The organism is Citrobacter sp. RHBSTW-00017, assembly GCF_013797615.1.
Lineage (GTDB): Bacteria > Pseudomonadota > Gammaproteobacteria > Enterobacterales > Enterobacteriaceae > Citrobacter > Citrobacter braakii.
In genome coordinates, this window is record NZ_CP056899.1 from 2,576,295 (window position 1) to 2,595,240 (window position 18,946).

Genomic DNA, 18,946 nt, shown 5'->3' on the forward strand with positions numbered 1-18,946 from the left:
GTATGTGGCCTGTCAGCCAGGGAAACGGCCGAAGTATAAAGCATTGTGAATGGGTTAAGGGGTTTTATAAGCAAAAACACCACTGCGGTTGCAATGGTGTTTATCTCGTTATTCAGTCAGACGTGCGAAAGGCTATTTGCCGTCAGCGCGGCGCTTTCTTCCGGTAGGATTATTGACCACGTTGGTTTTGTCACCTTCGGTCACGACTTTACGTTGATTTGAGATTTTGTGGTCCAGTCCGAGAATATGACGGGCCTGACGGTTCGATTTCATTCTAACTCCTTAATCCTGTTACTGGTTTCAAGGGCGAGTCCGTATGAGAACGGACGAAATACAACCTGATAGAAAGCCGATGTTGAAAATAGCGGCTTTCTGGATGGTCGGTCATTTCAGCTGAAAGGTCAATGCTTAAGCGGCAAATGAGAACTATCCCGTATGTGCCATGCTTTTTCTCAGCCGTCCTATACTTGTAACTCCAACGACAACACAGGAGAGCGGTAATGACTATCCATAAGAAAGGTCAGGCACACTGGGAAGGCGACATTAAGCGCGGTAAAGGTACCGTATCGACCGAAAGTGGGGTGTTGAATCAGCAACCCTATGGGTTTAACACCCGATTTGAAGGGGCGAAAGGCACCAATCCTGAAGAGTTGATTGGCGCGGCGCATGCAGCCTGCTTCTCAATGGCGCTTTCGCTCATGCTGGGCGAAGCGGGTTTTACCCCAGATGCCATTGATACCACTGCCGATGTTTCTCTGGATAAAGTGGATGCCGGATTTGCTATCACCAAAGTCGCGCTCCACAGTCAGGTGAGCGTCCCGGGGATAGATGCCGCCACGTTTGACGGCATCATCCAGAAAGCAAAAGCCGGCTGCCCGGTATCACAGGTACTGAACGCGGAAATCACGCTGGATTATCAGTTAAAATCGTAAAGAAGGTGTGCCGGATGCGACGGGGTCTTATCCGGCACCAGATATCTTTATTGCGCCACCCAGCCGCCATCCATATTCCACGCCACACCATGCACCTGCGACGCCCCGTCTGAGCACAAAAATAGCGCAAGCTCACCCAACTGTTGCGGCGTGACGAATTCGCGCGACGGCTGTTTTTCCGCCAGCAGGGCGTCACGCGCGGCGTCAGGCTCAGCGCCTTCGGCAATACGTTTATCGATTTGCTGCTGGACCAACGGCGTAAGCACCCAACCGGGGCACAGCGCATTACAGGTAATACCCGTCTGCGCGGTTTCCAGCGCAATGGTTTTGGTTAACCCCACCACGCCGTGCTTCGCCGCCACATAGGCGGATTTCTCTTTTGAGGCCACCAGGCCATGAACAGAAGCGATATTGATGATGCGTCCCCAGTTACGCGTACGCATGCCGGGGAGCGCCAGGCGCGTGGTGTGAAAGACAGAAGAGAGGTTAATGGCGATAATCGCGTTCCATTTATCAACCGGGAAGGTCTCCACCGGTGAAACATGCTGGATCCCGGCATTGTTGACCAGAATATCCACACCGCCAAATTCGCTATCGGCATAGCGCATCATGTCGGCAATTTGCGCTTCATCGCTCAGGTCCGCGCCATGATAGCCCGGCGTTTTGCCATACTGCGCAATGGCATCTTTGGCGGCTTCCACATCACCAAATCCGTTAAGGATCAGGGTAGCGCCCGCTTGCGCCAGCACCTGTGCGATGCCTAATCCAATACCGCTGGTAGAGCCGGTAACCAGAGCGGTTTTTCCCGTTAAGTTCATGATGATTCTCCTTAAACAATTCCGGTGGTGTAGAAGACGCCGATAACAAACAGCACGGCCAGACTTTTAATTACGGTAATGGCGAATATCCCGCCGTACGCCTGACGATGGCTAAGACCGGTTATGGCCAGCAGGGTAATGACCGCACCGTTATGTGGCAGGGTATCCATACCACCACTGGCCATTGACGCCACGCGGTGGAAGACCTCGAGGGGAATATTGGCGGCATGGGCGGCGGCAATAAAAGTGTCAGACATGGCGGCGAGGGCAATACTCATCCCGCCAGACGCTGAACCGGTGATCCCGGCAAGCGTAGTGATGCTGATAGCCTCATTGAGCAGCGGGTCGGGAATGGCCGCCAGCGCTTTTGACAGCACGAGGAAACCTGGCAGGGCGGCGATCACTGCGCCAAAACCGTATTCTGATGCGGTGTTCATGGCCGCGAGGATCGCACCGCCAACCGCCGTTCGGCTCCCTTCCGCCAGGCGACCTTTAATGTTGCGATAGCCGAAGAGCACCACCAGCAGGATCCCAGAAATCAGCGCCGCTTCTACCGCCCAGATAGCGGTGATTTTACCGACTTCGGTGGTAATCGGTTTGGCAAGGCCCGGAAGTTCCAGTTGATGCGTAGCGCCATACCATTGCGGGATCCAGTGGGTAAATAGTAGGTTAAAAACGCCAACCAGGATCAGCGGAGAGATAGCAATTATCGGGTTCGGCAGGTTAATGTTATCCGGCGTTTCCGGCTCGTTTAACAGTTCAGTGCCGTACCCTTCATTCTTTGCCTGCGCTTTACGACGCTGGCGCTCGAGATAAACCAGACCGACAACGATGATAAACAGAGAGCCGATCAAACCCAGCCAGGGCGCGGCCCAGGCATTAGTTCCAAAGAAGCTGGTCGGAATAATGTTCTGGATCTGCGGCGTGCCTGGCAGAGCGTCCATGGTGAAGGAAAACGCGCCCAGCGCAACGGTGGCTGGGATCAGGCGCTTCGGAATATTACTCTGACGGAACAGCTCCGCCGCAAACGGATACACCGCAAATGCCACCACGAACAACGATACGCCGCCGTAGGTCAACAGTGCACACACCAGCACAATCACAGGGATGGCGTGACGACGCCCGAGAATGTTGATGGCGGCGGCAACGATGGAGCGAGAAAAACCCGATAACTCGATTAACTTGCCAAACACAGCGCCCAGTAAGAACACCGGGAAGTAAAGCTTCACAAAACCGACCATTTTTTCCATAAACAGGCCGGTGAAGGCAGGGCCGACGGCGCTGGGTTCGGTGAGCAATACAGCACCTAATGCCGCGATGGGGGCAAACAGGATGACGCTATATCCGCGATAGGCTGCCAGCATCAGCAGGCCCAACGCTGCCAGGGCGATTAATACACTCATCATGACTCCTCAATATCATTGTTATAGTGGGGGTACAGAAAGAGAAGTTACGGTTTCAGGGCAAAGCGCAGTTGATGCTCTCTGCGTTGCTGGATATATTCCTTGCGCGAATCATCCCAGCGATAAAATCCCTGGCCGCTGCGCAAACCGGTATCACCGTTAGCCACCTTGTCAGCGACCAGAGACATCATGTCGCTCCCGGTTGCCAGCTCCGGTAGCAGATGCCGACAAATGTCCTGTACCGTAGAAAGTCCGGTCATATCCGCCGCCTCCAGCGGACCGACCATCGCATAGCGGCGACCAAGCGAGGCGCGCATTACCTGATCCACCACCTCTGCGCTGGCGATCCCGCTTTTTACGATATGCAACGCTTCACGCAGCAGAGCGAACTGCAGGCGATTACCGACAAACCCCGGCGCGGCGCGGTCGAGCACAACGGCTTCCAGTTGCATCGAAAGCAGCAGCTGTTGCAGTTCCTGCAGATATTCCGGCTTCGTGGCCGTGCCGGGTACAATCTCAACCAGTGGAATAAAATGCGGCGGGTGCCAGAAATGGGCGATTAACAACCGCTCAGGATGGGCGAGCTTTTCTGCCAGCGCATCCGGCGGCAGGCCGCTGGTGTTACTGGCAATGACGGCCTCAGGCGCGATCAGTGCTTCCAGTTGTGCATACAACGCGTGCTTGAGTTCGAGTCGCTCTGGGATGGCTTCGATCAGTAACCCGCACGCGGCAATATCGTGCAGCGAGGTAGTGCCATGCAGACGACTCACAGCCTGTTCTTTGTCGTTTTTAGGAAACTGTTCGGTGGCAATCAGTTCATCCAGAATACCGCTGGCAACTGCGCCAATGTCTGCAATACGGTTGCTATCGGTGTCGTACAGCCAGACATCGTGACCATAACGGACGAAGTGGGTGGCAATACCGACACCCATTAACCCCGCGCCCAGTACGCAGATATGCTTACTTTTCATGAGATACCTCCTGCGGGCGCTCAACCGCCAGCGCCACCCCCTGACCGCCGCCTACGCACAGCGTAGCCAGCCCTTTGGCGGCGTTACGGCGGGCCATTTCGTGCAGCAAAGTCACCAGAATTCGGCAACCTGACGCCCCAATGGGATGGCCCAGCGCAATCGCGCCGCCGTTTACGTTCACCCGATTGCTGTCCCAGTTCAGGGATTCGCCAACCGCCAGCGCTTGCGCGGCAAAGGCTTCATTGGCTTCAATGAGATCGACATCATTCAACGTCCAGCCAGCTCGCTTCAGGCACTGAAGTGATGCCTCTACCGGCCCAATGCCCATAATCGCAGGGTCGACGCCGGAGACAGCGTAGCCCGCCACTCTGGCAAGAACCGGCAGATTGAGTTCTGCTGCTTTGGCGGCGCTCATCAACATCACCGCGGCGGCGCCATCGTTGATTGAAGAGGCATTCCCGGCGGTCACCGTGCCGTTACCTGGGCGAAATGCTGGTTTGAGCTGCGCCAGCTTTTCGGCCTGCGTATCCGGACGAGGCTGTTCGTCACGATCCACGACACGCGGCGGTTTTTTGCCCTGCGGGACGCTGACTGGCGTGATTTCCGCGCTAAAACGACCGGCTTCAATGGCGGCGGCCGCTTTTTGCTGTGAGCGCAGGGCAAAGGCGTCCTGCTGCTCGCGACCGATCACGAACTTATCCGCCAGATTTTCCGCGGTAATCCCCATGTGATAGTCGTTAAACGCATCCCACAGACCGTCATGCACCACGCTGTCTTTCATGCTGGCATGACCGAGCCGCAGTCCCGCCCGGGCGCCGTCGAGGAAATAGGGCGCATTACTCATGCTCTCCTGCCCACCGGCAATCACAATTTGCGCATCGCCGCAGCGAATCGCCTGGACCGCCTGATGCACCGCCTTCATGCCCGAGCCGCACACCAGATTAAGGGTTAACGCGGGCGTGGTGACCGGCAGTCCTGCGCGTAACGCCGTTTGCCTGGCAGGGTTCTGGCCGCAGCCTGCCGTCAGAACCTGGCCGAAGATCACTTCATCAATTTGCTCAGGTGCCACGGCGGTTTTTCCCAGCAGCGAACGGATCACCACTGAACCTAGTTCAACCGCGGAAAGCGGCGCCAGCGCGCCATGAAAACTGCCAATTGGGGTGCGCGTTGCCGCGACAATAACAACATCCTGCATGGTCAGCTCCTCAGCTAAAGTGCATTTCGGGGACATTTTCGGGAACGATCAGCTTGCCGGCGGTTCTGGCGACTATCTCATCCACGCTGATACCCGGCGCTCTCTCGCGCAGAATGAACGCCCCATCGGCAATCTCCAGCAGCGCCAGATCGGTAAGCACGCGTTTAATACAGGCCACGCCGGTCAGCGGCAGGGTGCAGGCGGGAAGCAGCTTTGACTCGCCGCTTTTAGAGGCATGCGTCATCACCACGATGATGTTGTCGGCTCCGGCAACCAAATCCATCGCGCCGCCCATGCCTTTCACCATTTTTCCGGGGATCATCCATGAGGCGATATTGCCGTTAACATCCACTTCAAACGCGCCGAGCACCGTCAGGTCGACGTGACCGCCGCGGATCATGGCGAAGGATTGCGCCGAGTCGAAGATTGCCGCGCCTTTGCGCGCCGTCACGGTCTGTTTCCCGGCGTTGATCATGTCAGCATCAATTTCGTCTTCCGTGGGAAACGGGCCCATACCCAGCAAGCCGTTTTCCGATTGCAGCATTACGTCCATGCCTTCAGGAATGTAGTTGGCCACCAGAGTAGGAATACCAATCCCAAGGTTGACGTAATAACCGTCTCGCAGCTCGCGGGCGACACGCATCGCCATTTGTTCACGCGTTAACATGGTCAGGCTCCTTTCTGGCGCAGGGTGCGTTGTTCAATACGTTTTTCAAACTGCCCCTGGATAATGCGGTTAACGTAAATTCCGGGGGTGTGAATTGCGGCGGGGTCCAGCTCTCCAGGAGGGACAATTTCTTCAACTTCCACGACGGTAATACGCCCAGCGGCAGCCATCAGCGGATTAAAATTTTGTGCGGTGTGGCGATAAATAACGTTGCCGTACCAGTCGGCTTTCCAGCCTTTAACCAACGCAAAATCACCGGTTATCGCCTGCTCTAAGATGTAAGGGCGTCCGGCAAACTCGCGAACTTCTTTCCCTTGCGCGACCGGGGTTCCGTATCCGGTCGCGGTAAAGAATGCCGGGATCCCCGCGCCGCCCGCGCGCAACTGCTCAGCCAGCGTGCCTTGCGGCGTCAGGATAGCTTCCAGTTCACCGCTGAGAACCTGCTGCTCAAACAGGGCGTTTTCACCTACATAAGATGCGACCACTTTGCGTACCTGGCGCGTTTCCAGCAGAACGCCAAGGCCAAAACCATCCACGCCGCAGTTGTTTGACACAACCGTAAGCCCCTGAACCTCCCGACGGCGTACTTCGGCAATCAGGTTCTCAGGGATCCCACATAAGCCAAAACCGCCCGCCAGCAGCGTCATGTTATCGGTCAGTCCTTCCAGCGCCTCTTGATAGGTGGCAACCCGTTTATCCAGTCCAGCCATATACTTGCCCCTCCTGTTGTCCTTGCCGACATCATTGGGGGTGAAAAATGATTTGTTAATTTTAAATTTGTGACTCACTCATTGGGTTTTTTTATCAATTTAATGTTAATTAAAGGTATTCAACAAGTTAAAGGAATGAGAAATGGGAATGAGCATCAAACAGTTACGCGCGTTTTTAGCGGTAGCTCACACTCTGAATTTTGCTCATGCCAGTGAAAGACTGAATATGTCGCAACCCGCTTTAAGCCTGGCGATTAAAGGACTGGAGGATTCACTGGGCGGGGCGTTACTGTTGAGAACCACCCGCAAAGTGACCCTGACGCAGGAGGGAGAAACGCTGCTCAACATGGGGCGACAGCTGCTGGCGGACTGGGAGAATACGGAAGAGGCAATGCGCCAACGCTTTACGCTGCAGCGCGGGAAAATTTCTATTGCCGCCATGCCCTCATTCGCCGCTAACGTCCTGCCATCGGTACTGAAAACGTTTCGTGATTCCTACTCCGGGATCAACGTAACGGTACATGACGTCATTAACGAACAAGTGATTGAGATGGTCAGTGAAGGGCGGGTGGAGATGGGCATCGCCTTTGAGCCGGACTCTTCAGGGCATCTGCATTTCACCCCGCTCGGCGTGGATCGTTTTATCGCGATTGTTCCGCCGACATGCAAACTGGCGGGCCGGGATCGTATTGCGTGGCGCGAATTACTGACGCTGGATTTTATCACCCTGCAACGTCCTTCCGCCGTGCGCCTGATGCTGGAAGAACAGCTGGTGCAAAGTGGGCATACGCTGGAAGTGGCGCTGGAGAGCCATCAACTGGTGACGGTTGGTCGCCTGGTGGCGAGCGGACTGGGCGGCAGCGCCGTGCCCGCATTGTGCCGCACGCAAATGACAGAGCTGGGTGCAACCTGTATCGATCTGGATACGCCGGTGATCCAGCGTCGGATCGGCGTTTTGCGTTCGGCGCATCATAAGTTATCTACCGCTTCTGAAGTGCTGGTGGATTCACTGAAAAAGGCGTATTGCACCTGACTCTCACGCAATACGCCAACCGTTCAGCTCATGCAACCGCCCGCCAGCAGCGAACTTCACCACCACTATCACTTTTCAGCAATGCCTGTTTCTTCTCACAGCCGCTGGTTGCCAGTGGGCACCTGTCACGGAAAAAACAACCCTGGGGCAGCGTTCGGTTCCCCGGTAGTTCGGTTTTCCGTAACACCAAATCCTCCGCCAGCGGTGCTCCCGTTTTAGGGACCGAATCCAGCAATAATCGCGTGTAGGGATGGGCGGGCTGCGTGAGTACCTGCTGCGCATCGCCCAGCTCAACAATTTGCCCGAGGTACATCACCGCCACGCGGTCGCTCATATGGCGGACCACCGACACGTTGTGCGAGATCAGCACGTAGGTCAGGTTTCTGCGCGCCTGCAATGACACCAGCAGATTGAGAATTTGCGCCTGCACGGAGATATCCAGCGCCGAAGTAGGTTCATCGAGCACAATCACGTCCGGCTCTGATGACAACGCCCGGGCGATGGCAATACGCTGGCGCTGTCCACCGGAAAACGCATGCGGCAGGCGGTCGAGATATTCAGGACGAATTCCCACTTGTCGCGCCAAATCTTCAGCAAGCATACGGCGCTCACGTTCTGCAGGACGTTTTTGGATCCACACCGGTTCGGTGATAATCCGCCATACCGGTAAGCGCGGATCCAGCGATGAAAGGGGATCCTGAAAGACCATTTGCATACCGGTATGCTGCTTGTCACCACGGCGCGCATAGTTGCCCTGACTGGGTTTCAGCATCCCCATCAGCAGTTGCGCCAGCGTACTCTTTCCACAACCGGACTCGCCAACAATCCCCAGTGTTTCCCCCTGACGGATCTGTAAATCCAGACCATTGAGGGCATGCACCCGTTCCGTTACCTTGCCGAGCCAGTTTTTACGCGCAGGGAAGTTGACATGAACATTCTGCAGCGCCAGTAAAAAATCAGACATGTGTTGTCTCCAGTTGCGGATACCAGCAGGCAGATTGTTGATCCCCGCCTCCCTGACTGCGTAACGCAGGTGTTTCTTCACAACGGGGGCCAGCGGCAAAGCAGCGCTCGCGAAACGCGCATCCCGTCGGTAAGCAGGTTAAGTTCGGCACGGTGCCGGGAATGGCGGGCAGCAATGCGCGCGGCTCGCCGTGTTCCGGCGCGCATTTCAGCAGACCAATGGAATAGGGATGCGTCGGGCGTTGAATAACGGTTTGCGTTGGGCCACTCTCAATCACGCTTCCGGCATACATGACGTACAACCGGTCGCATAACTGTGAAACCACCGCCATATCATGGCTGATAAATAACACGGCTGTCCCGCTAGCTCGCGCTTTTAACTTCAGCAAACGCAGCACCTGCAGTTGCACCGTGACGTCCAGAGCGGTGGTCGGTTCATCGGCAATGATAAGCTCCGGTTCACACGAAAAGGCCAGCGCTATCATTACGCGCTGGCGCATCCCGCCGGAAAGCTCAAACGGGAAACGCTTCATGACTTCCGCCGCGTCCGGGATTTGCATCTCCTGGAGTAAAGCGATGGCTTTCTGACGGGCATCCGTGCGGCTTAACGCCTGATGATGGCGGATAACCTCCACCATTTGCTGACCGATGCGTCGGGTCGGATTCAGCGCCGTCATGGGTTCCTGAAAGATCATCGCTACGCGTGCGCCGCGCCATTGGCGCATTTGCTTCTCGCTGGCATTGAGCACATCTTCCCCCAGCAGCGAAACGCGTCCCTGGTGGATATGATAACTGCCTTCCGGCAGCAGACGCATGGTGAGCATGGCCGTCACGGACTTACCGGAACCGGACTCACCAACCACGCCAACGATTTCTCCGCGGTTGATATGCAGCGATACATGGTTAAGCGCATGCACGTCAGCTTTATAGCCGGGAAAACTCAAATGCAAATCTTCGATTTCCAGCACGGGTTGTGTCATGACTGTTTTCCTCCGGCTTTCGGGTCAAGCAGATCGCGAATACCATCGCCAAAGAGATTAAAGCCCACGGCGGTAATCAGAATGGCGGCGCCGGGGAAAGCGCAATACCACCACTGATCAAGCACATAGTTACGGCCTATTGCGACCATCGCTCCCCATTCAGCGCTGGGTTGCTGTGCGCCCAGACCGATAAATCCGAGCGTGGCGGCCATCAGGATCGCACTGCCGATATCCAGCGACGCTTGCACAATTAGCGGGGGCAGAGAGTTACGTAAAATGTGCCAGCTAATCAGATGCCAGCGTGATGCGCCGTAGGTCCGCGCCGCCTGCACATAGGTAAACTGGCGCACTACTAACGTTTGACCGCGTGCGAGGCGCACATAAAACGGAATACGTACGATAGCAATCGCCAGCATGGCGTTAAACAGGCTTGGACCCAACGCGGCGGTCGGCGCCATCGTCAGCACCAGCGAGGGAATGGACAGCATAATGTCCATTATTCGCATAATAATTGCATCGGCGCGTCCGCCCATTACGCCAGACAAACAGCCCAGCAGCGAACCCAATCCCCCGGCGATACCCACCACGACAAGCCCCGCAACGACCGATTGTTGGCTACCCACCAGAACGCGGCTGAACAGATCGCGGCCGACTTCATCGGTACCAAACCAGTGAGCGGCTGACGGGGGCAGCAGGCGCGCACTCAAATTGATGGCATTAGGGTCGTGAGGGGTTATCCACGGCGACAGCACCATCAGCAGCAGTATCAACACAATGATGACCCCGCCAACCAGCGTCAGCGGGCTGCTTTTCATCATCCAGAACAGTTTAGCCCAGTCCGTGCGACGGCGTGTTGTCTGAGGCGCGGCTGGCGTTTCTTGTGTGAGCATCATTGTGCGTCTCCGCGTCCAATTCGTGGATCGATCCACAAGTAGAGTAAATCCACTACCAGGTTAACCAGCACATAGGCGAAAGAGACCACCACGGCAAATCCCATTACCGCCGGGAAGTCGAGCGCCTGAATCGACGTCACCACCCAGGCGCCCATTCCCGGCCAGGCGAAGACCGTTTCAGTCAGCACCGCACCGTAGAGCAGATCGCCCAATGCCAGGCCGAGAACGGTTATCGAGGGGATAAGCGCATTTGGCAACGCGTAACACAACACGATGTACCAGCCCGGCAACCCGCTGGCGCGAGCGGTGCGAATGTAATCTTCACTCAGTTGCTCCAGCATGGCGGAGCGAATCTGGCGGGCAACGATCCCCAGGTGCACAAAGGCCAGCGTCAGTGATGGCAGGATCAGGTGCTGAAGCGCATTGAAAAAGACTTCGCCATTGCCTTCCAGCAGTGCATCAATCAGATAGAACCCGGTGACGTGAGTTGGCGGATCCAGCCAGTCATCTAAACGTCCACCGCCGGGTAAAATTTGCAGATGACCATAAAACAGCACAATCACCCCCAGCCCCAGCCAGAATGCTGGCGTGGAGATACCGGTGATCGCCATCAGACGAACGAGGTGATCTAGCCAGCGGTTGCGCCAGACCGCAGATAAAATGCCCAAAGGAATACCGATAACCAGCGCCAGCAACAAGGAGCAGAAAGCCAGCTCAAGGGTGGCGGGGAAGAAGATGCGCAGCTCATCCAGCACCGGACGTCCGGTGCGAATAGAGGTGCCTAAATCGCCGTGAAAAATGTCGCTGACATAGCGAAAAAACTGGACATACAGCGGCTGGTTCAGCCCCAACTGTTGGCGAATATTTTCGACAATTTCATCGCTGGCGCGATCGCCCGCCAATAGCCGCGCGGGGTCGCCAGGTATCAGGTGCGAAATAATAAAAGTGATTACGCAAACACCGATAACCACCAGAATAAGTCCCCAGCATCGCTGGCGTAAAATGCTCCAGAACGTCATTAGCTTCCCCTTGCGGAGCCTGAGCGGCTCCGCATTAACGTGGCTTATTTACTCATGGTGGAGATATTGAAGACCTGTTCCAGCATGGGGTTGAATACAAATCCTTTGACGTCTTTGTTCATCGCCAACTGATAGTTTTTCTGGAATAAATAGACGTAGGCGGCTTCATCAATCACGATAGTTTGCGCCTGCTGGTAGTCATTGGTTCTGGCAACCTGATCGGTCGTGGCCAGCGCGCTACGCAGCAGCTTATCGACCTCACCGTTTTCATAGAACGAACGGTTACCCGGCAAGCCTTTCTTATCTGACTCAAACCAGTAGTTCATAAACATGTACGGATCGGCGAAATCTGGGCTCCAGTTGCCAATGGCAATGTCGTAATCTCCTTTGCCCACGCGGTCACGCATGGTGGCGTTCGCCAGTTTTTCCAGCTTCACCTTAATGCCCAGTTTGCCAAGGCTTGCCTGGGTCGCGAGCGCGATAGGTTCCCAGTTGGGGTCATTATCCGAGTACAGGAAGCTCAGGCTGTCAGGTTTGGTGGCAACTTTCTCCCACGCCGCTTTCGCTTTGGCTTCATCGAAACTGTACTGCATGGCCTTGTCGTCAAAACCCCACATGCCTTCAGGGATCGGACCTCGCATTTGCTTACCGTTGCCGCTCAGGATCCCGTTTACCATGCCTTTATAATCGGTGGCCCACGAGATAGCGCGGCGTAAATCCACCTGATTGAGCGGCGCTTTACTGTTATTCAGATACAGATAGGTCACGCGCAACGAGGGATAATCTGCCACGTTAACTTTGCCTTCCTGTTTTAAGGCGGCAAGCTGGTCAACCGGAAGCGCATCGGCAATGTCGATATCACCCCGCGACAATTGCAGACGGCGAGAGGCGCTTTCACCAATGATTTTTACCGAAACCCGCTTAAACGCCGGTTTTGCACCGGCATAATATGGGTTAGGAACCAGCACCAACTGCTGTCCCTTTTGCCAGCTTTTGAGCATGAAGGGACCGGAGCCTGCCGTGTTCTGCGCCAGGAATCCGCGGGCATCGTCTGCGGCATGCTCTTTTAAGACGGCCGGGTTAATAATTGAAGCCCCGTCATTGGCCAGCGTATACAGGAACGGCGCAAATGGCTGGCTGAGGGTAAACTTCACCGTATTGTTATCGATAGCCTCGACCTTCAGATCTTTCGGGAACGCTTCTGCAGGCCCCTGGCCGATTTTGAGCAAGCGTTCAAAAGATTGCTTTACCGCATCAGCCGTCACCGGCGTTCCGTCGGCGAATTTGGCATCGTTTTTCAGGATAAACGTCCACTCTTTCTGGTCGTCAGAGGCCTTCCAGCCGCTGGCCAAATCGCCTTCAACTTCCGTGGAGCCTTTACCGCCATCCGTTTTGTACTGAACCAGCCGCTGATAAGAGGGATAGGTGACCGTCCAGTCGTTGTTATCGATGGTCACGGCGGGATCGAGCGTCTGCGGATCGGCAGCTTTGCCGATCACCAGCATATCTTTGGGAACGGCGGCCTGCGCAGCGGGCAGGGCAAACGCCAGCGCAACGGCTATCAGAGCGGGGCGAAAAAACGCGTTTAACGCAGGTGTAGTCTTCATAACCAGGCTCCAGAATTAAAGGGAATGTTGTGTTGTTATGGGTGTGACAGTGTAACAATCTATCTGATCGTCAAGCAGCGGATAGCGGGCGGCATCAGGTAATTCAAAATGCCACCACTCGCTGGTGATACCGACAAAACCGCCGCCGAACATAATGGCATTGAGCAGCAGGCGGTTGCGCTGCGCAGCCGGAGGAACAGAAGGGTGCCAGGCATGGGAACGGTCGTGCATCTCATCAAAGCCCGCGCCCATATCGAGAAGATTGCCACGATCGTCCATTAGCGTAACGTCAATGGCCGTCCCGCGGCTGTGATTGGATCCTATCGCCACATCAACAACATACTGAGGATCTGGACACGCATTCCACAGCACCGCCTGCGCCTGCTGCGGGCGATACGCGTCGTATACCACAAGTTTCAGGCCCGCCAGTTGCGCAATACTGATGCTTTTCGCCAGCGCAGTGACCGCCTCGGTGTGCAACAGGCAACGAGCTTCCCGGTAGATAGGGGCGCCGGTAATGTTGTCTGCCGTAGCGTATTTAAGATCGATATGTAGTGACGGGAATATCACCGACAGATCGACCAGTTCTGGGGTTTCTGACATAGCACGTTTCCTGTTTATTGTTCGAATTGACCAAATTGTTGTTGTAACTGGCGATTGGTTTGCAGGCGTTCTGCGAGGGAATCACCCAGTTGGGCCACCACCGCAGAGAGTAATAAGTTGAACAGACAGCTCACCGGAGCCAGTGAGTCCCAGAAATGTCCGGTGTCAGTTTTCACCTGAAGTAAGTCAATGGAATAGTCTCTGGCCCACGGGCACCACACATCGGTGATTAGCGCCAGCGGAATGCAGCGTTCTGTGGCAACGCGGCAATATTGTCGAGAGATAGCGGAATAGGCGCGCATATCGGTGATCACCACGTAAGGCTGGGTGAATCCTGAATTCAGCGACTCAACCCAACTGCCGGAAAGCCCTTCGGAGTAGCTGACTTTAGGCCGCAGGTATTCCAGGTGACTGAAAAAGGCGTTAGCGATCCCGCGGGTGGACTGGATCCCAAGGATATACACGGCTTCCGCATGCGCCAGCCGCTGCGCTATGCGTAAAAACGTTTCGCTTTGCGCGAGTTGATAGACATTGGTAATGGCGTCGATTTCCAGTAACAGCGACTGCTGCGCGCGATCTGGCAGGCTTTGTTGCTGGTGCCAGGAGTCCAGCCGCTCGTTCATCCCCCAGGGTTGATAGGCGACGACGGGTAGCTCCCGCAGGCTGGCTTTTGCATCTTCCAGATTGCGAAAGCCCAGTTTACGCAGATAGCGTCCAACGGTAATGCCGCTGGTACCAGTCGCTTTAGCAATACCATCCGCGGTTTCAAAAGGGATCTGCACAGCATGGGCTAACAGCCACCCGGCCACGCGCTTTTCGCTGGGCGTCAGTTGGCTAAAGGTCTGCTCTATGCGGGTAAATAACTCCGGTTTCGCTGTCATTACCTTCTCGCTGTTAATTGTTTGTCAGAGTACGGTTCACTGTTAGCAAATTAACAATGCAGGACGCGTGCCATGTTGGTAACAGCGGCACGCCGACCATTTTTGTTAAAAATCAGCCCATATCCGTTAACTAATGATCAACATTTGTGCAGCGTAGTTCAGTTTTGGTGCAGCGACAGGGGAAGAGGGGTATGAATCTGCTGATTTCGTCGGAACGATCACATTGTGGCCACGTTTTACACCCTTACATCAGAATCAGTAATGTGAAATATAAATTTCAGCCATATCAATGGTGGCAATCTTTATTCTTATGACGTTAGGGGTATTATTTTTTGCGAACTACATTAACGGTTTGAAGCGCAAGTGTAGATATTATTTATATTATAAATGGAGTACTACAATGAATAAATTCTCCCTTTCTACAGCAGGTATTCTGGTCGCAGCGCTGTTAACCAGTGTCAGCGTCAATGCAGCAACTGATAACGCTAAAACTGAAGTGACTCCAAAAGGCATGAATTGCCAGGAGTTTATTGATTTGAACCCGCAAACTATGGCCCCAGTGGCTTTCTGGGTGCTCAATGAAGACGAAGATTTCAAGGGTGGCGATTACGTAGACTATAACGAAACCGTGACGACTGCAGTTCCTCTGACCGTTGAACTTTGTAAAAAACATCCGCAGAGCGAATTAAGCAAAATAAAAGACGAAATCAAAAAAGAATTATCCAAATAAGATTAAGTCATTATTAAAACCCAGCCAAAGTGCTGGGTTTTGCTATTTGTGACAATGTCACCTATTTATTTTGTGATACTTAAGAAAACTTTATAAAGATATAAACGACTGTGCCGATACTGGATAAAAGTTAGCCTTTTGCAGAAGGAGTTTGTATGGCCTGGTATCCTACTCGTATTTCAACGCGTTTAACCATCGGCGGCATTCTGCTGCTTGCAGTCACGACCCTTGTTATTGTGGTGATTATGCTCTGGCGTGGCCAACCGCGCGTCGTTGAAATCAACACCGCCCTGATCGAAGAAACAGGGCAAGGTTTAACCCGTCAGTTGAGTACCGTATTGTCCCGAATTGAAGGTGAGACCGTTAGCTTGTCACGACTGGCTGAGGTGCTGCCAAATGATGAATCTCTTTATCAAAGCGTCGTTCCGCATCTGATTGGTGAAGATAAAGATTCAATTATTACCGGCGGCGGTATCTGGCCAGAACCAGACGCTTTCACCGCAGGTGTGGAGAAAAGAAGCTTTTTCTGGGCGCGTAATGCTGAAGGTAAACTGGTGTATTCCAACGACTATAACGTCGAAGGGTCAAGCGGATACCACAATGAAAACTGGTATCAGCATGCTAAAGGGCATTCACAAAACAGTTGCTTATGGTCTGATGTCTACCAGGACGCCAGTTCAGGCGTCAACATGGTGACGTGCAGCGTACCTTATCAACTGGCGGGCAAGTTTGCCGGTGTCGCCACCACCGATATTCGCCTGGATAACGTCGCCACTTTCATGCAGCAGCAGGGAAATAGCACCGGTGGTTACGCGTTTGTGGTGGACAAGCAGGGACAAATTCTCTATTTCCCGCAGGCCGATCTGGCGAAATATAAAACCATTAACGATCTGGCGCAAAGCGCGCAATGGCTTATCCCGGTGGAAAACGGTCTGAAATCTCTGCGCCCAGCGGACGGGGTGAAAACGATTACGCTTGCAAATGATAACGTCCTGAATTCGGCTTCACGAGTGATGCTGTTCCCGATGGCGGATACCGGTTGGGTTGTTGGTCTTGCGACGCCTGAATCGCGTATCGTCGGCCTTGCCAAAGTGATGATGCAGGACGTGCTGGAAGTGTTGATCCCGATCATGACCCTGTTGCTGGTGGGATCCTGGCTGGTGGTTCGCCGACTGATTTCACGTCTCGATGATACCCGTCAGGCTCTGGATGACATTGCGCAGGGAGAAGGCGATCTTACCCGTCGCCTGGATGTGCGTGGCAAAGATGAGATTTCCGCTATCGCCGAAGCGTTTAACCTGTTCGTCGATAAAATCTCAGCCATTCTGATCACTGTCAGAAGCAGTAGCGTAGTGGTGGCGAATAACGCTGTCAGCCTGGCAGACAGTAATATGGAACTTTCATCTCGCGTGACGCAACAGGCCGCTGCGCTGGAAGAGAGTTCAGCGGCGATGGAACAGTTAAATGCGACCGTTCATCAAAATGCCAGTAATACACAACTGGCGGATGAACTCTCTGATAGCACCGCGCAAACGGCCAACCGCTGCGGCGATGTTATGCAGGGTGTTATCTCTACAATGGATAACGTCAGTGCCTCATCCGGCAGAATGGTGGAAATTGTCGCGGTTATCGACAGCATTGCGTTCCAGACCAATATTCTCGCCCTGAATGCCGCGGTTGAAGCCGCCAGAGCAGGTGATGCCGGGAGAGGGTTTGCCGTTGTGGCCTCCGAAGTACGCACGCTGGCCCAGCGCAGCGCCACTGCCGCGCAGGAAATAAAGGCGTTGATTGATGAATCCGTTTCTCATGTAGGTAGCGGAAGTCAGCAAATTCACAATGCGGGCGAACGTCTGGGAGAACTGGTCAGTAATGTACGTCAGGTACGTCAGTTGATGGGGGAAATACGCGTTGCGGGTGAAGAACAACGCAAGGGCGTTTCCGAAGTTACGCTGGCTGTTACCGAAATGGACAGCACCGTTCAGCAAAACGCCTCGTTAATAGATGATGCCGCCGCGCGAACGCAGGCGCTGAAAGAGGAGGCGGAACAGCTGGCGATGCTGGTCTCATCATTCAGATTGCCTGAGCCTTCAGTTGTCTGATGGATCGGTTAAGAGCGTCCGTATAACCGGACGCTCTTGCGTTATAAATCCAATACGGACGACCATTAACGCCCCCAACGACTGCGAATATAGGTCACGGCTTCCTGCGTTTGCGGCTGATTAAGGTAATCTTCGCGAAACAAAATTGTGCCGTTAATGTGCGGTTCAGACTCGTTCAGATCGAGCTGTTTTTTCAGCTCCGGCACACCGCCTTTGACCGTCCAGTCAGGTTCTTTTCGCGACGGCTCACCGACTTTGTACAACGCCACGCCAATATACAGGCGGGTGTTGGTTGATTTGACGACATCTGCCCACCATTTCGCCAACACATCGTAACGCGCCGCATCGCGGGCAAAAGGCCAGTACAGCTGCGGGGCGATGTAGTCCAGCAAGCCTTGTTGCACCCAGCGGCGGGTGTCCGCATACGATTCATCATAGGCTGCCGCGCCGCGCGTGTCGGAGCCCGCCGGATCGTGCGAACGGTTGCGCCACACGCCCGCAGGGCTGACGCCAAATTCAACTTCAGGTTTGAGTTTCTTAATGGTTCGTGAAACCTGAGCGATCAGGCGTTGCGTGTTATCGCGCCGCCAATCAGCTTTGGAGACAAATCCCTGGCCGTATCTTCTGAAGGTCTGGCTGTCGTTGAGCGCAGAGCCGGGAGACTCGGTATAGAAGTAATCATCGAATTGCACGCCGTCAACCGGGTAATTCTCAACCACTTCAGCCACGATGCTAGTTATCCAGTCACGCACTTCGGGAATACCGGGATCTAACACAAAACGCTCGCCCGAGGTACGGATCCAGTCCCGATGCAGGACAAAAACGCTGGAAGGCGTCTGTGACAGCGTGTTGTTTAATTCGGTAACCGTTGCAGGTTTAGTGTTCACGGACACGCGGTAGGGGTTAAACCAGGCATGGACTTTCATTCCGCGTTTATGCGCTTCATCGAGCATAAACCGTAACGGATCGTAACCAGGATCCTGACCAATCTTACCGGTCAGGGTATCTGACCACGGCAAGATTGTAGAATGCCACAACGCAGTGGCATCGGGCTTCACCTGGAAAAAAACGGTGTTAATACCAAGACGTTTCAGGTTATCCAGCTTGTCAGTCAGCGCCTTTTGCTGCTGGCTGATACGAACGGCAGGCGAGCTGATGTTGACGGATGAAATCGGCGGCCAGTCAAGACGCGAAACCGTTGCCAGCCAGATACCGCGCACCGGCTCCTTGCTCTGCTGTGGTTTGCCCACCGGGGGCAGTGGGGTGATTTTTGAACCTGGCGGCTGTGAAGAACAGCTGCCAAGTAGCAACATACTGCCTACGAGCAGCGCGAACCATTTCAGGTTGGTTCGCGGCAGCCTGGCTCGGGAACGGGCGAGAATATTCGCCAGTTTTTTCTGATAATTTGCTGAAATAAAACCGGATGCTGACATCAGATTTTG

Annotated in this window: 19 protein-coding genes; 4 read left to right on the forward strand and 15 right to left on the reverse strand. The window is 54.5% G+C overall.

Going from position 1 to position 18,946, the window contains the following annotated elements; translation table 11 throughout:
• Nucleotides 1-132 precede the first annotated feature (132 nt).
• Complete coding sequence (gene sra, locus HV037_RS12425) at nt 133-273, reverse strand: stationary-phase-induced ribosome-associated protein (protein ID WP_006684530.1); 141 nt, start codon at nt 271-273, stop codon at nt 133-135.
• A gap of 227 nt (nt 274-500) precedes the next feature.
• Here sra and HV037_RS12430 point away from each other — a divergent pair, with 227 nt between their 5' ends.
• Entirely contained in the window at nt 501-932 is a 432-nt protein-coding gene (locus HV037_RS12430; RefSeq protein WP_019076792.1) for an OsmC family protein, read from the forward strand.
• Nucleotides 933-979: 47 nt separating this feature from the next.
• Here the strand turns inward: HV037_RS12430 and HV037_RS12435 are convergent, their stop codons facing one another.
• From HV037_RS12435 to HV037_RS12460, 6 genes are read right to left on the reverse strand one after another with little or no spacing between them, the layout of a single operon-like run.
• Complete coding sequence (locus HV037_RS12435) at nt 980-1,750, reverse strand: 3-hydroxybutyrate dehydrogenase (protein ID WP_019076791.1); 771 nt, start codon at nt 1,748-1,750, stop codon at nt 980-982.
• A gap of 11 nt (nt 1,751-1,761) precedes the next feature.
• Entirely contained in the window at nt 1,762-3,156 is a 1,395-nt protein-coding gene (locus tag HV037_RS12440) for a GntP family permease (protein ID WP_196615732.1), read from the reverse strand.
• A gap of 44 nt (nt 3,157-3,200) precedes the next feature.
• Nucleotides 3,201-4,124, reverse strand: coding sequence for a 3-hydroxyacyl-CoA dehydrogenase family protein (locus HV037_RS12445; RefSeq protein ID WP_016153099.1), 924 nt, complete (start codon nt 4,122-4,124; stop codon nt 3,201-3,203).
• Nucleotides 4,114-5,319 carry an acetyl-CoA C-acetyltransferase gene (locus tag HV037_RS12450; RefSeq protein WP_103283817.1) on the reverse strand — a complete coding sequence of 402 codons (1,206 nt, stop codon included), beginning with the start codon at nt 5,317-5,319 and terminating at the stop codon, nt 4,114-4,116. The genes HV037_RS12445 and HV037_RS12450 overlap by 11 nt, the downstream gene beginning before the upstream one ends.
• Nucleotides 5,320-5,329: 10 nt before the next feature.
• A complete protein-coding gene (locus HV037_RS12455; protein WP_016153097.1) occupies nt 5,330-5,986 on the reverse strand; it encodes a CoA transferase subunit B in 657 nt (218 codons plus the stop codon).
• Nucleotides 5,987-5,988: 2 nt separating this feature from the next.
• On the reverse strand, nt 5,989-6,696 hold the full coding sequence (locus HV037_RS12460) for a CoA transferase subunit A (RefSeq protein WP_016153096.1): 708 nt from the start codon (nt 6,694-6,696) through the stop codon (nt 5,989-5,991).
• Between the two features lie 142 nt (nt 6,697-6,838).
• Between HV037_RS12460 and HV037_RS12465 the strand changes: the two genes are divergently transcribed.
• On the forward strand, nt 6,839-7,729 hold the full coding sequence (locus HV037_RS12465; protein ID WP_016153095.1) for a LysR family transcriptional regulator: 891 nt from the start codon (nt 6,839-6,841) through the stop codon (nt 7,727-7,729).
• Between the two features lie 28 nt (nt 7,730-7,757).
• On the opposite strand, the gene HV037_RS12470 is transcribed toward HV037_RS12465, so the two are convergent.
• From HV037_RS12470 to HV037_RS12500, 7 genes are read right to left on the reverse strand one after another with little or no spacing between them, the layout of a single operon-like run.
• Nucleotides 7,758-8,693: an ABC transporter ATP-binding protein gene (locus tag HV037_RS12470; RefSeq protein ID WP_016156538.1), complete on the reverse strand. Its 936-nt coding sequence runs from the start codon at nt 8,691-8,693 to the stop codon at nt 7,758-7,760.
• A complete protein-coding gene (locus tag HV037_RS12475) occupies nt 8,686-9,672 on the reverse strand; it encodes an ABC transporter ATP-binding protein (RefSeq protein ID WP_016156537.1) in 987 nt (328 codons plus the stop codon). Before HV037_RS12475 ends, HV037_RS12470 begins: the two co-directional genes overlap by 8 nt.
• On the reverse strand, nt 9,669-10,565 hold the full coding sequence (ddpC, locus tag HV037_RS12480) for a D,D-dipeptide ABC transporter permease (protein ID WP_181500099.1): 897 nt from the start codon (nt 10,563-10,565) through the stop codon (nt 9,669-9,671). The genes HV037_RS12475 and ddpC overlap by 4 nt, the downstream gene beginning before the upstream one ends.
• On the reverse strand, nt 10,562-11,584 hold the full coding sequence (locus tag HV037_RS12485) for an ABC transporter permease (RefSeq protein ID WP_016153091.1): 1,023 nt from the start codon (nt 11,582-11,584) through the stop codon (nt 10,562-10,564). The genes ddpC and HV037_RS12485 overlap by 4 nt, the downstream gene beginning before the upstream one ends.
• A gap of 44 nt (nt 11,585-11,628) precedes the next feature.
• A complete protein-coding gene (locus HV037_RS12490; RefSeq protein ID WP_016153090.1) occupies nt 11,629-13,191 on the reverse strand; it encodes an ABC transporter substrate-binding protein in 1,563 nt (520 codons plus the stop codon).
• A gap of 15 nt (nt 13,192-13,206) precedes the next feature.
• Nucleotides 13,207-13,794, reverse strand: a complete 588-nt coding sequence (gene ddpX, locus HV037_RS12495; protein WP_016156534.1) for a D-alanyl-D-alanine dipeptidase — start codon at nt 13,792-13,794, stop codon at nt 13,207-13,209.
• A gap of 14 nt (nt 13,795-13,808) precedes the next feature.
• Nucleotides 13,809-14,675 carry a MurR/RpiR family transcriptional regulator gene (locus tag HV037_RS12500; protein ID WP_103283819.1) on the reverse strand — a complete coding sequence of 289 codons (867 nt, stop codon included), beginning with the start codon at nt 14,673-14,675 and terminating at the stop codon, nt 13,809-13,811.
• 400 nt (nt 14,676-15,075) lie between these two features.
• On the opposite strand from HV037_RS12500, the gene hdeB reads away from it, so the two are divergent.
• Together hdeB and HV037_RS12510 are read left to right on the forward strand one after the other, a co-directional pair.
• The gene (hdeB, locus tag HV037_RS12505; protein ID WP_003019999.1) at nt 15,076-15,405 is read left to right on the forward strand and encodes an acid-activated periplasmic chaperone HdeB; all 330 of its coding nucleotides are present in this window, start codon (nt 15,076-15,078) and stop codon (nt 15,403-15,405) included.
• Between the two features lie 155 nt (nt 15,406-15,560).
• The gene (locus HV037_RS12510; RefSeq protein ID WP_103283820.1) at nt 15,561-17,504 is read left to right on the forward strand and encodes a methyl-accepting chemotaxis protein; all 1,944 of its coding nucleotides are present in this window, start codon (nt 15,561-15,563) and stop codon (nt 17,502-17,504) included.
• A 65-nt stretch (nt 17,505-17,569) separates the two neighbouring features.
• Here HV037_RS12510 and HV037_RS12515 read toward each other — a convergent pair whose 3' ends face one another.
• Nucleotides 17,570-18,937 (reverse strand): glycoside hydrolase family 10 protein, encoded by a 1,368-nt coding sequence (locus tag HV037_RS12515; protein ID WP_103283821.1) that lies wholly within the window; start codon nt 18,935-18,937, stop codon nt 17,570-17,572.
• Nucleotides 18,938-18,946 lie beyond the last annotated feature (9 nt).